Here is an 11,618-nt window from a genome sequence, read left to right on the forward strand (position 1 = left end):
ACCGCACCGGTCAGCGCCTGGTCGTCGTGCTCAAGCGCGACGCGGTCGCGAAGGTCGTGCTGAACAACCTGTACAAGCACACCCAGCTGCAGGACAACTTCGGCGCGAACATGCTCGCGATCGTCGACGGCGTGCCGCGCACGCTCGCACTAGACGGCTTCATCACGAACTGGCTCGACCACCAGCTCGACGTGATCGTGCGCCGCACGGGCTTCCGTCTGCGCAAGGCGCAGGCGCGCATGCACATCCTGCAGGGATACCTGAAGGCACTGGATGCCCTGGACGAGGTCATCGCGCTGATCCGCCGCTCCCCCACCGTCGACGAGGCGCGCGAGGGACTGAAGGCGCTGCTCGACATCGACGACGATCAGGCGCAGGCCATCCTCGACATGCAGCTGCGTCGACTGGCCGCCCTGGAGCGCCAGAAGATCATCGACGAGGCCACCGAGCTCGAGGCGAAGATCGCCGACTACAAGGACATCATCGCCACCGAGGCCCGTCAGCGCGACATCGTCCGCACCGAGCTCACCGAGATCGTCGACCGCTTCGGCGACGAGCGCCGCACGCACATCCTGCACGGCTTCGACGGCGACATGTCCATGGAGGACCTGATCCCGGTCGAGGAGATGGTCGTCACCATCACCCGTGAGGGCTACATCAAGCGCACGCGCAGTGACAACTACCGCGCCCAGCACCGCGGCGGCAAGGGCGTGAAGGGCGCGCAGCTGCGCGCCGACGACCTGGTCGAGCACTTCTTCGTGACCACGACGCACCACTGGCTGCTGTTCTTCACGGACAAGGGGCGCGTGTACCGCACCAAGACGTACGAGGTGCCGGAGGCCGGCCGGGACGCCAAGGGCCAGCACGTCGCGAACCTGCTGGCGCTGCAGCCCGAGGAGAAGATCGCCCAGGTGCTCGCCATCAGCGACTACCAGGCGAAGGACTACCTCGTGCTCGCGACGCGCGGCGGCCTCGTGAAGAAGACCCGCCTCGGCGACTACGACACCAACCGCCAGGGCGGTGTCATCGCCATCCGGATGCGTGAGGGCGACGAGCTGGTCAGCGCTGAGCTCGTGAACGCCGACGAGGACATCCTGCTCATCAGCGCCAAGGGCATGTCGGTGCGCTTCCACGCCACTGACGACGCGCTGCGTCCGATGGGCCGGGCGACCGAGGGCGTGCGCGGCATGAAGTTCAAGGACGACGAGGACAGCCTGCTGTCGGCATCTATCGTCGCCGAGGACTCGTACGTGTTCACCGTGACAGACGGCGGCTACGCCAAGCGCACCACGGTGGACGAGTACAAGGTGCAGAAGCGCGGTGGAACGGGCATCAAGGTGGCCAAGCTGAGCGACGAGCGCGGCGTTCTGGCGGGCGGTCTGATCGTGTCCGAGGACGACGAGGTCTTGGTGGTTCTGTCCAGCGGCAAGGTGGTACGCTCTGCCGTGGCCGAGGTGCCCGCCAAGGGCCGCGACACCATGGGAGTCGTGTTCGCCCGAATGACGGGCGATGACCGTATCCTCGCCGTGGCACGCAACAGTGAGCGTGGCATGGACGACGAGGACGAGGCGGATGCAGAGACCTCCGAGCCCCAGACCCCCGAAGCCCAGAACCTCGAACCCCAGTCCACTGAGGACGAGTCCCCCGAAGCCTGATCCGAAGAGAGCTGACCGATGAGCACAGTCGCAGACAAGCTGGCGAAGAAGTCCACCCGACGCACCGGTGGCAAGCAGGTGCGTCTGCGCCTGGTCTACGTCGACTTCTGGTCCGCGGTGAAGCTGTCGTTCCTGGGTGCCGTGGCACTGGCGATCGTCACGATGGTGTCGTTCTTCCTGGTGTTCATGGTGCTGCAGGCGACCGGCGTGCTCACCCAGACCAGCGACTTCCTCGACAAGATCACCGACGGCTCCATCGACCTGACGAGCCTGGTCGGACTGCCGCAGGTGATGGCGTTCGGCGCGGTCGTCGCGATCCTGAACCTGATCGTGTTCACGGTGCTCGGCGCGGTGATCGCGGGCATCTACAACCTGGCGGTGAAGGTGACGGGCGGCCTGCTCGTCGGGTTCATGTCGAACTGAGTTTCCGTTTCGAGAACGCCCCTTTCCTTTCGGGAAGGGGCGTTCTTCGTCGGTGGGTGCGGGGCCGTGGAGGTTCCCTGCGCTCGCAGAACGGGGGACCCCTCCCGCTTCGCGGGCCCCTCCCCGATGCTCGCTCCGGGAACCTCCACGGCCCCATGCGCGAGATCGTGCAGCGCGCCGTCGCCCGGGGAGAGGTGCGGGCGGACGCCGTCACCGACCTGCGCCTCGACGTCGGACAGGCGCTGCTGCGCGACCGGTTCCTGTTCCGTGACAGTGCGATCGACGCCGGTACCGCCGTGCGGATCGTCGACGAGGTGCTGATCCCCCTGTTCACGGACGTCCGCTGAACGGCATCCGCTCCGGGGAGTCATCGGAGGACGGAGCGGATGCGGAGGGTCAGACGACCCCGGTCGTGCCCAGCAGCGTGCCGATCAGCCAGGTGGCGAGCAGCGCGAGCGCGCCGCCGATGACGAGGCGCAGCGAGGCCCGGACCGGGCTCGCACCGCCGACCTTCGCCGAGACGTAGCCCGTGAGGGCCAGGGCGACCAGCACGGCCAGGAAGGTGATCGGCACCCGCACGGCCGGGGGCGGGAGCAGGATGGCCAGCAGCGGCAGCAGCGCGCCGATCGTGAAGGAGATGGCCGACGAGATCGCGGCATGCCACGGGTTGACCAGGTCGTCCTGATCGATGCCGAGCTCCACCTCGAGGTGCGCCGCGAGGGCGTCGTGCTCGGTGAGCTCGACCGCCACCTGCCGTGCGGTCTCCTCGTTCAGCCCGCGGTCGCGGTAGAGCCGGGTGAGCTCGTCGAGCTCCTCCTCCGGCATGGTGCGCAGCTCCTCGCGCTCCTTGTGGATCAGTGCCTGCTCGCTGTCGCGCTGGCTGCTCACCGACACGTACTCGCCGAGCGCCATCGAGATCGCGCCGCCGACCAGGCCGGCGAGACCCGCGATCAGCAGCGCTGCGTTGTCGGTCGTCGCGCCGGCCACGCCCACGACCAGCGAAGCCACCGACACGATCCCGTCATTGGCGCCGAGCACGCCCGCGCGCAGCCAGTTCAGGCGCTGGCTGAGGCCGGATCCGTGCGGTTCGTCGGGGTGGGCATCCGTCATGGTGCCAGTATAGGGAAAACCCGAATCGGGGTCTCCGGTCAGCCCCGTGTCAATGAATTCCTCATGACCGTAGCGTGGATGCCATGACCACGAATCCGACTTCCCCGGCACCGGGCCAGGGCACTGCGCCCACCGCCCCGGCAGCGCCGGTGCCGCCCGCGGCGCAGGTCCCGCCGACCGCGCCCGTACCGCCGACGGCTCCCGTCGCGCCGGTCGCGCCTGCGGCCGCTCCTGCGAAGGATGCCGACCGCCCGCCGCTGCGCATCCTCCTCACCGTGCTCGAACTCGCCGCCCTCGGCGCCGTGGGCACGGCCGTCTTCGCGGTGCTCACCGCGACCCTCGGCATCGGCCTCGGGATGCTGTTCGTGTTCGGTCTCGGCATCTTCGTGCTGCTCGCACTGGTCTACGGTCTCTACGGCCTCGCCTGGTTCGAGGTGCGCCGCGTGGACGGCCTGTACGGCGGGAACCTCCCCGACCTGCAGTGGCGGCCGCGCACCCACCCGGGCTTCGGCGGATGGATCCGCAACGTCCTGCGGCAGTCCGTCGACGGCCGCATGTGGCGCGCACTGCTCAACTTCGTGCTCGGATGCATCGCCGGCACGCTCGTGCTGCGCCTGTTCTGGGGCGTGATCTGGTCGGCCTTCACCGCGTTCGCTCCGCTGTCAGGACGCACCACGGTCGAGGGGCCGTTCGGCTCGATGGTCGCCGCGGCCTGGGCGCCGCTGGTGGGCATCCTCGGCGTGCTCGCCGCCGCTGCCGGCATCCTCGGTCTGGCCCTGCTGCACCGCCTGCTCAGCCGCGCCCTGGTCATGCCGAACCGGGAGGCCGAGCTGACCGCGCAGGTGCGCACCACGTCGGCGCAGCGCGAGGGCGCCGTCCGGGCTGCCGAGCTCGAGCGCACCCGCATCGAGCGGGACCTGCACGACGGCGTCCAGCCGCGACTGGTCTCCGTGGGCATGACCCTGGGCCTGGCACAGCAGAAGATCGACACCGACCCCGCCGCCGCGAAGGCCCTGATCGACGAGGCGCACACCTCCACCAAGGCCGCCATCACCGAATTGCGCCAGCTCGCGCGCGGCATCCACACGTCCGTGCTGGACGACCGCGGCCTGGACGCAGCGCTCTCCGCCCTGGCGAGCCGCTCGCACATCCCCGTGCAGCTCGACGTGCGGATCGACGCCGGGACGACCGGTTCCGGTGCCGGATGCCGGGACGCCGAGGCCGCGATCTACTTCGCCATCGCCGAGTCGCTGACCAACGCCGCCAAGCACTCCAGGGCCAGCGAGTGCCGCGTGGTCGTGCGCAGCCGAGACGGCGGCCTGTGGGCGCGCGTCGAGGACAACGGCATGGGCGGCGCGCAGGTGCAGCCCGGAGGCGGACTCGACGGCATCACCAACCGCATCCTCGCCGCCGGCGGGACCTTCCGCCTGGACAGCCCCGCGGGCGGCCCCACCAGCCTGGAGGTGACGGTGCCATGCGCATCCTGATCTGCCCGCTTCTGAACCAGCACCGGTGGCCCGAGAACGAGGAGGTGGCGTGATGCGGATCCTCATCTGCGAGGACTCGGTCCTCCTCCGCGAAGGGCTCGTCCGCCTGCTCGAGGACGCCGGCCACGAGGTGGTCGCCGCCCTCCCCGACACCGACGGCCTCATGGACGCGGTGGTCGACACGGACCCCGAACTCTGCATCCTCGACGTCAGGCTCCCGCCGACGTTCACGGACGAGGGCATCCGGGCGGCCCTGGCGATCCGCGCCGGGCATCCGTCCCTCCCCCTCCTCGTGCTGTCCCAGTACGTGGAGGAGCGCTACGCGAGCGACCTCATCGCCGCGCAGAGCGGATCGACTCAGGGCGGGGCGCTGGGATATCTGCTCAAGGACCGGGTCGCCGACGTGGCCGAGTTCATCGAGTCGGTGCAGCGCATCGCATCCGGTGCCACCGTGCTCGACCCCGAGGTGGTCGCGCAGCTGCTGACCCGCCGCAATCGCGACGAGCGGATGCTGCGCCTGACCGATCGCGAGCGCACGGTGCTCGCGCTGATCGCCGAGGGCAAGTCCAACGGTGCCATCGCCGGCCTGCTGTTCCTGAGCGAGGCCAGCATCGAGAAGCACATCACCGCCATCTTCCAGAAGCTCGGGCTCGAACCGGAGGACGGCAACCGGCGGGTGCTGGCAGCACTCGCGCACATCGAGAACACCGGCGTCGCGGACGCCGGGAACGACTACCAGGGAGGCGTCCGATGAACGGCGCGACGAAGAAGACCGCAGGAGCACTCACCGTGGTGCTGGCGGTGTGCGGCGGCGTGGTGCTGCTGGGCACCGGGGCCGGGGCGGCGTTCGCCGGCGTGCAGCAGGTGTCGTCGCAGGAGGGCGGCACGACGCGGCTCGACGTGCAGGGCGTGACCTCGCTCGATCTCGAGGTCGGCGCCGCCGACATGACCGTCGAGTTCCGGGAGGGGGTCACCGAGGCACGGCTGGAGATCGAGCAGGGCTCGGAGCAGGACTGGTCGCTGCAGCGCGATGACGACGAGCTCAAGGTGCGCGGGCCGGGGAGCGGCTTCGACTGGTTCCGGCCGGACTGGCTGCGCGGCGAGCAGCAGGCCACGCTCGTGCTGCCCGAGTCGCTGCTCGGCATCGATGCGGACCTCACCCTTCAGGCCGGTTCGCTGAGCGTGGACGGCGAGTTCGGCGAGCTGGATCTGGACATCAACGCCGGGGCCCTGACCGTGCAGGGCGCGGCGAGGGAACTGGATGCCGAGGTGAACGCCGGACGCGCGGACATCGACCTGCGCGACGTGCGCACGGCGGAGTACACGGTGAACGCGGGGCGCGTGACCGCCCAGCTGCAGTCCGTTCCGGACGAGGTCTCGATCGACCTCACCGCGGGCCGCCTCGACCTCACCGTGCCGGACGGCTCGTACGCCCTGCGTCACCAGGCCACGGCCGGAACTCTGGAGAGCGACCTGGTCCAGGACCCCTCCAGCTCGCACCGGATCCAGGCCGACGTGTCGGCCGGAACGGTCACCCTGAGCCCCGGAGGCGCCGCGGAGTGAATCGGAAACGCCCGGCCTGCATGCAGGCCGGGCTCGATTCGCTTTTCACCCTCGGCATCGGGTAAAGTCTTGGAGGTTGACGGGGCTATAGCTCAGGCGGTTAGAGCGCTTCACTGATAATGAAGAGGTCCCAGGTTCAAGTCCTGGTAGCCCCACACATTCCCTCGAGGAATCCCCTTCGGGGCCTTAGCTCAGTTGGTAGAGCGCCTGCTTTGCAAGCAGGATGTCAGGAGTTCGAATCTCCTAGGCTCCACAGATCAAGACCCTGGCTGCTGCCGGGGTATTTCTGGTTCCGAGGCTCTCACTCCGTCGGCGCAGCGATGGGCGTCGTCGAAGAACGGGATGCCGCGCGGGCCGACACCACCGCGCTGCTCAGGATGATCAGGGCGATTCCGATCCATTCGTTGGGCTGCAGCTCCTGGCTCAGCAGCAGCCAGCCCGCCAGCGCGGCCCACACCAGGTTCAGGCTGGTGAACGTGCCGAACATCTCGGCGGGGATCCACCGCAGCGCGATCATGTCGGAGGCATAGGGGATGAGCGAGGACCCCAGTCCGCACGCTGCGGCGAGGATGAGGCTGGTGATCGTCGGGGTGTGCAGCAGCAGCCACACCAGCGCGACGGGAGTCCAGACCGCGCAGGTCAGCAGGCTCGCGATCGCCGTCCCCTGGATGCCGGGGAGGCGGCGTCCGAGCGTGCGGTTCAGCAGGATGTAGCTCGCCCACGCCGTCGTCCTGGCTCGGCGGATGTATCGGAGAACCGGACGGATTTCCGGTGATGTGAGCTCGGCCGCTGCTGCATCGCTGGCGCACCGCCGCTCTCGAGCTCGACCTCACATTCGGACACCTGCGCCGACGATGAGAGCCGGGTGGCTCATGGGGCGTCTGCCTCAGCTGGGTCGGCCATGGGCTGCGGAGCGTCGTCGTGGGTTGGACCTCCTCGTGGTGTGAGGACGAGCGCGGCCAGGACAGCGCCAAGGAGCGCGATCGCGGCGCCGATGAGCGACGAGGTGTGGAATCCGACGGTGAATGCTTGGTCGGAGGCCGTTGAGATCGCCGATGCATCGGGCAGCTGCAGGCCGAGGCTCTCGAGAACGGCTTGGGTGGCCTGGATGGACGAGGCTGCGAGATCACGCACCGCAGCGGGCAATGCGTCGAGGTGATCGGTGATCTGCGCCCGGTAGACGCCGGTGAGCACGGCGCCGAGTACGGCGGTGCCGAGAGCTCCGCCGACCTGCCGGAATGCATTGCTGGTCGCGGATGCCGATCCGGCGCGTTCCTTCGGCACCGATGCCATGATCGCCGCGGAGGCGGAGGGCATGATGAACGCGATTCCTGTCCCGATGAGGAACAGGGCGAATCCAGGGACCCACAGCGGAGTTCCGGTGTCGAGCGAGGCGAACAGCAGCAGGGCGCTCGTCAGGAGGAGCATCCCGAACGTGCCGGTGACACGTGCGCCGAACCGTCTCGCCAGAGCCGGCGTCCACGCGGAGAGCGTGAGCTGCGCCAGAGCCAGCGGGAGCAGGAGCAGCCCGGTGCTCAGGACGCTGAGGCGGCGGAGGCTGAGCAGATAGAACGCGGTGGTGAAGGTGACGCCGAGCATCGCGAAGAACGCCAGCGTCATGACCGTGATCGAACCGGAGAACGTACGGGACCGGAACCAGTCCAGTGGCAGCAGCGGTGCGGTTGCGCGGCGCTCCCACACCACGAACACAGCGAGGACGAGCACCCCTGCCGATCCGACCGCCCACACCTGCGGGCTGGTCCATTCCCCGGTGTCACCGCCTGCGATGATCCCTTTCACGAGAAGCGCCATCCCGAGCAGCGACAGCAGCACACCGGGAACGTCGAAGCGGCCGGGTCGGGGGTTGCGGGACTCGGGCACGATCACCGCCATCGCGATGATGGCGACGGCGACCACGGGCACGTTGACGAGGAAGATCGAGTCCCACCACAGATGGTCCAGCAGCAGCCCGCCGACGAGCGGCCCGACCGCGACGGCGATGCCGACACCGCCGGACCAGATGCCGATGGCACGTGGACGCTCCTGCTTGCTGAAGACCTGGGTGATGATCGCGAGGGTCGTCGGGGTGACCAATGCCGCCGCAAGGCCCAGCACCGCGCGTCCGGCGATCAGCATCGGTCCGGTGACCGAGAAGGCACACCATAGCGAGGCGACGGCGAACAGGACCAGCCCGCCCAGCAGCACCCGCTTGCGACCGAGTCGATCCGCCAGTGCTCCTGTGGTGAGCAGCATCCCGGCCATCACCAGCGTGTAGGCGTTGATCGCCCACAGCAGCTCACCCTGCGTGAGCCCGAGGCCGTCGGGCCGCGGCTGCGACAACCGCTGCACGGCCACGCCGAGGACCGTGGTGTCCAACTGCACCACGAGCAGACTCAGCACCAGCACCCCCAGCACCCACCAGCGCCGCGACGAGTTCTCGATTTCGTCCTTGTCCTGCACCACTATGCACTCCTAACGCATCATAAGACGCGTTAAGACTAGAGCTCCTTGCCGCCTTGATGCAACAGTTGACGTGTTAGTGTGTCCGGTATGTACCCAGATGCCGTGACGGAGCGCACAGGTGGCCGAAGTGCCCGTGTGCGGGCGGCAGTGCTCGGCGCACTCTCCGAGCTGCTCGAAGAGCGGTCGGCCGAGTCGATCACCACATCGGAGGTCGCACGCCGCTCCGGGGTGAACCGCTCGACCCTGCATCGTCGCTGGGGCGGGATGCCCGGGCTGCTGGCCGACCTCGCCATCGACGAGCTCAACGCCGCCAGCCCGATCCCCGCTGAGGCCGATGACCTGCGCACGGAGCTCTGCTGCTGGGCAGAGCAGGTCATCGACGTGCTCAACGCGCACCGGCCCGGCCACTCGCCATTCGTGGCAGCACTGCTGCGTGCCGTCCAGGACGGTCGCGCACCGGGCGACCTTCTACAGGGGCGTCTTGCCGCTCTCGACGAGATGCTGCTGCGCGCCGCTGGACGGGGCGAGCGCGTAGTGCTGTCGGCACTCGATCTCGTGGAGATCGTCCTGCTGCCCATCTATGCGACCAGGCTGCTGTCCTCCGCCCCGCTGGAACGCGGACTGGCGCACCGACTCGTCGATCGCTTCCTGAGGTTGAACGCGCCGGCATCGGAATGATGGGTCACGACCGGGCCGGTCACAGGGTCTCGCCCGCGAGGAAGTGCCAGCCCAGCCACCACCACACCACGATCACGGCGATCCGCACCGACCGATCCTCGAGCAGGCGGTCGAACAGCTCCGTGATCGTCGCCTCGGCATCCCGCAGCCGGATGCGCCAGGATGCCAGGATCAGCCCTGCCGCGCAGAGCAGGAAGAACGCGGTGCTGAAGATCATCCGCTGCGCCGTCCTCGAAGCGCCAGGAAGGCGCCGCAGCTGAGCCAGGCGCCGGCGAAGACCGCCTTGCCGAGCTCCGTGTCCAGCAGCGGATCGACGAGGTCGCTCAGCGCGAAGCTCGGCTGCGTCGGCGCCACCCGCCCGGCGATGAACTGCGCCAGTTCCCACAGGCATCCGGCCACCAGGATCACCGCCCATGCCACGGCGAGACGCCGCAGCCCGGGAGTCCAGGTCCGACGAGCGGATGCCGCGCCCGGCCAGCCCGCCACGAGCGCGACGACCCCGGTGACCAGCACGGCGACGATCATTCCGGTGCTGTGCCGCGGCAGCAGCGCGACCGCGGCGGCGAGCGCCGTCGCCGCGAACACGACGAGGTCCGGTCGCGGCCGATGCGCGCCGTGCGGCGGGAGCAGGATGCTGCAGCAGACGAGCGCGATCGCGACCAGGAACACCGCGGCGTCGAACCACTCCCCGCGCACCAGCTGGGCGACTCCGATCAGCGCCAGGATCGCGAGCCAGCACACCACGGGCCAGCGCACGGGCGCGCTCCGCCCCGCGGCATCCGATCCCTGCTCCATGTCAGCTCCACCCGCATGCTAGCCACCTCGGCAACGCGGCACGAGTCCCGGCTTCCTCCGGCCGAGACTTCCGTCAGGTGGAAGGGCCTTTCCGGGACCTGCGAGCGGTGCGAACCTGGACGCATGAGCCTCCCCCACGACGACATCGATCCCGACGGCCTGCTGGAGTACTCGGTGGTCTTCACCGATCGCTCCCTCAACCACATGTCGGCCCGCTTCGTCGACGTCATGCAGCAGACGCTCGCCATCCTGCGCGAGACGTACGGCGCCGACAGCGCGGTGGTCATCAACGGCGGAGGCAGCTACGCCATGGAGTCCGTCGCCCGTCACCTCGCCACCGGGAGGAAGGCGCTCGTCGTGCGCAACGGCCTGTTCTCCTACCGCTGGTCGCAGATCCTCGACGCCGGATCCATCGCATCCGCCGTCACCGTCTGCCAGGCGCGACCTGACAGCGACGACCCGCAGGCGGCCTGGAGCCCCGCCCCGATCGACGAGGTCGTCGCGGCGATCCGCGCCGGGCGCCCCGACGTCGTCTTCGCCCCGCACGTCGAGACGGCCGCGGGCATCCTGCTTCCCGACGACTACGTGAGCGCGCTCGCCGAGGCCGCGCACGAGGTGGGCGGCGTGCTGGTGCTGGACTGCATCGCCTCCGGTGCGATGTGGGTGGACATGCGCGCGCTCGGCGTCGACGTGCTGCTGAGCGCCCCGCAGAAGGGCTGGAGCGGCTCGCCCGGCGTCGGCTTCGTCATGCTCAGCGAGAACGGCCGGGATGCTGTGGCATCCGGCACTCCGACCAGCTTCGCCCTCGACCTGAACCGGTGGCTGGCGATCTCGGACGGCTACCGCGACGGCAGGGCCGGCTACCACGCGACCATGCCCACCGACACCATCGCCCGCAACCTCGCGCAGATGATCGAGACCCGCGACCGCGGCCCGGAGAACCTCCGCGCGGCGCAGATCGAGCTCGGCACGCGCGTGCGCGCCCTGCTGGCCGAGCGCGGGCTCCCGTCCGTCGCGGCATCCGCCTTCGCCGCACCCAGCGTGGTGGTCGTGCACACGACCGACGAGGGCCTGCGCACCGGCGCCAGGTTCAAGGACCAGGGGCTGCAGATCGCCGCCGGCGTGCCGCTGCACTGCGACGAGCCGGAGTCGTTCTCCACCTTCCGCATGGGCCTGTTCGGGCTCGACAAGCTCGGCGACGTCGACGGCACCGTCGCACGTCTGAAGGCGGCACTCGACGCGATGCGGATCTGACGCGTTTTCCACGGCCCCGGCCCGCGCGAAATCGCCCGGGGGTCAATAGAGTGGAGGCTCCGTCACTGATGGGAGCCGAAGATGTCAGAGAAGATCGTCGTCGGTGTGACCGACGCGCAGGCGAGCCGCCGAGCCGTCGACTGGGCGGTGTCGCGCGCCACCGCACGCGGGCAGTCCATCGAACTGCTGG

General features: G+C 69.4%; 13 protein-coding genes and 2 tRNA genes. 10 read left to right on the top strand and 5 right to left on the bottom strand.

The features are described 5' to 3' along the window. The 3 genes from BGN97_RS01145 to BGN97_RS01155 all read left to right on the top strand — a co-directional run. On the top strand, positions 1-1,655 hold a 1,655-nt coding region (locus tag BGN97_RS01145), incomplete at its 5' end, for a DNA gyrase C-terminal beta-propeller domain-containing protein (RefSeq protein ID WP_292697319.1). A gap of 18 nt (positions 1,656-1,673) precedes the next feature. After that, positions 1,674-2,078, top strand: coding sequence for a DUF3566 domain-containing protein (locus tag BGN97_RS01150; RefSeq protein WP_285630905.1), 405 nt, complete (start codon positions 1,674-1,676; stop codon positions 2,076-2,078). A gap of 155 nt (positions 2,079-2,233) precedes the next feature. Next, positions 2,234-2,425 carry a TetR-like C-terminal domain-containing protein gene (locus BGN97_RS01155; protein ID WP_292697321.1) on the top strand — a complete coding sequence of 64 codons (192 nt, stop codon included), beginning with the start codon at positions 2,234-2,236 and terminating at the stop codon, positions 2,423-2,425. Between the two features lie 49 nt (positions 2,426-2,474). Here the strand turns inward: BGN97_RS01155 and BGN97_RS01160 are convergent, their stop codons facing one another. Next, positions 2,475-3,188, bottom strand: a complete 714-nt coding sequence (locus BGN97_RS01160; protein ID WP_292697323.1) for a VIT family protein — start codon at positions 3,186-3,188, stop codon at positions 2,475-2,477. Between the two features lie 83 nt (positions 3,189-3,271). Between BGN97_RS01160 and BGN97_RS01165 the strand changes: the two genes are divergently transcribed. The 5 genes from BGN97_RS01165 (at position 3,272) to BGN97_RS01185 (ending at position 6,491) form a co-directional block, all read left to right on the top strand. Further along, positions 3,272-4,675 (top strand): sensor histidine kinase, encoded by a 1,404-nt coding sequence (locus BGN97_RS01165; RefSeq protein ID WP_292697325.1) that lies wholly within the window; start codon positions 3,272-3,274, stop codon positions 4,673-4,675. Positions 4,676-4,727: 52 nt separating this feature from the next. Then, positions 4,728-5,429: a response regulator transcription factor gene (locus BGN97_RS01170; RefSeq protein WP_292697346.1), complete on the top strand. Its 702-nt coding sequence runs from the start codon at positions 4,728-4,730 to the stop codon at positions 5,427-5,429. Continuing rightward, entirely contained in the window at positions 5,426-6,238 is an 813-nt protein-coding gene (locus tag BGN97_RS01175; protein ID WP_292697327.1) for a DUF4097 family beta strand repeat-containing protein, read from the top strand. Before BGN97_RS01170 ends, BGN97_RS01175 begins: the two co-directional genes overlap by 4 nt. A gap of 81 nt (positions 6,239-6,319) precedes the next feature. Next, positions 6,320-6,393: transfer RNA gene (locus BGN97_RS01180), tRNA-Ile, on the top strand. Between the two features lie 25 nt (positions 6,394-6,418). After that, a tRNA-Ala gene (locus BGN97_RS01185) sits at positions 6,419-6,491 on the top strand. Positions 6,492-6,539: 48 nt separating this feature from the next. Here BGN97_RS01185 and BGN97_RS01190 read toward each other — a convergent pair. Together BGN97_RS01190 and BGN97_RS01195 are read right to left on the bottom strand one after the other, a co-directional pair. After that, positions 6,540-7,004 carry an EamA family transporter gene (locus BGN97_RS01190; RefSeq protein ID WP_363331383.1) on the bottom strand — a complete coding sequence of 155 codons (465 nt, stop codon included), beginning with the start codon at positions 7,002-7,004 and terminating at the stop codon, positions 6,540-6,542. Positions 7,005-7,108: 104 nt separating this feature from the next. After that, the gene (locus BGN97_RS01195; protein ID WP_292697329.1) at positions 7,109-8,701 is read right to left on the bottom strand and encodes an MFS transporter; all 1,593 of its coding nucleotides are present in this window, start codon (positions 8,699-8,701) and stop codon (positions 7,109-7,111) included. Between the two features lie 102 nt (positions 8,702-8,803). Between BGN97_RS01195 and BGN97_RS01200 the strand changes: the two genes are divergently transcribed. After that, the gene (locus BGN97_RS01200; RefSeq protein WP_292697331.1) at positions 8,804-9,379 is read left to right on the top strand and encodes a TetR/AcrR family transcriptional regulator; all 576 of its coding nucleotides are present in this window, start codon (positions 8,804-8,806) and stop codon (positions 9,377-9,379) included. A gap of 19 nt (positions 9,380-9,398) precedes the next feature. Here BGN97_RS01200 and BGN97_RS01205 read toward each other — a convergent pair whose 3' ends face one another. Next, positions 9,399-9,596: a DUF6186 family protein gene (locus tag BGN97_RS01205; RefSeq protein WP_292697333.1), complete on the bottom strand. Its 198-nt coding sequence runs from the start codon at positions 9,594-9,596 to the stop codon at positions 9,399-9,401. After that, positions 9,593-10,174: a hypothetical protein gene (locus tag BGN97_RS01210; RefSeq protein WP_292697335.1), complete on the bottom strand. Its 582-nt coding sequence runs from the start codon at positions 10,172-10,174 to the stop codon at positions 9,593-9,595. Before BGN97_RS01210 ends, BGN97_RS01205 begins: the two co-directional genes overlap by 4 nt. A gap of 123 nt (positions 10,175-10,297) precedes the next feature. Between BGN97_RS01210 and BGN97_RS01215 the strand changes: the two genes are divergently transcribed. After that, on the top strand, positions 10,298-11,428 hold the full coding sequence (locus BGN97_RS01215; protein WP_292697337.1) for an aminotransferase class V-fold PLP-dependent enzyme: 1,131 nt from the start codon (positions 10,298-10,300) through the stop codon (positions 11,426-11,428). Positions 11,429-11,618 lie beyond the last annotated feature (190 nt).

It is taken from the genome of Microbacterium sp. 69-10, from assembly GCF_001897945.1.
Taxonomy (GTDB): domain Bacteria; phylum Actinomycetota; class Actinomycetes; order Actinomycetales; family Microbacteriaceae; genus Microbacterium.

Excerpts from the sequence above, each read along its gene's own strand:
- BGN97_RS01150 (WP_285630905.1), top strand. The coding sequence starts at position 1,674 with ATGAGCACAGTCGCAGACAAGCTGGCGAAGAAGTCCACCCGACGCACC.
- BGN97_RS01155 (WP_292697321.1), top strand. The coding sequence starts at position 2,234 with ATGCGCGAGATCGTGCAGCGCGCCGTCGCCCGGGGAGAGGTGCGGGCG.
- BGN97_RS01160 (WP_292697323.1), bottom strand. The coding sequence starts at position 3,188 with ATGACGGATGCCCACCCCGACGAACCGCACGGATCCGGCCTCAGCCAG.
- BGN97_RS01165 (WP_292697325.1), top strand. The coding sequence starts at position 3,272 with ATGACCACGAATCCGACTTCCCCGGCACCGGGCCAGGGCACTGCGCCC.
- BGN97_RS01170 (WP_292697346.1), top strand. The coding sequence starts at position 4,728 with ATGCGGATCCTCATCTGCGAGGACTCGGTCCTCCTCCGCGAAGGGCTC.
- BGN97_RS01175 (WP_292697327.1), top strand. The coding sequence starts at position 5,426 with ATGAACGGCGCGACGAAGAAGACCGCAGGAGCACTCACCGTGGTGCTG.
- BGN97_RS01205 (WP_292697333.1), bottom strand. The coding sequence starts at position 9,596 with ATGATCTTCAGCACCGCGTTCTTCCTGCTCTGCGCGGCAGGGCTGATC.
- BGN97_RS01210 (WP_292697335.1), bottom strand. The coding sequence starts at position 10,174 with ATGGAGCAGGGATCGGATGCCGCGGGGCGGAGCGCGCCCGTGCGCTGG.
- BGN97_RS01215 (WP_292697337.1), top strand. The coding sequence starts at position 10,298 with ATGAGCCTCCCCCACGACGACATCGATCCCGACGGCCTGCTGGAGTAC.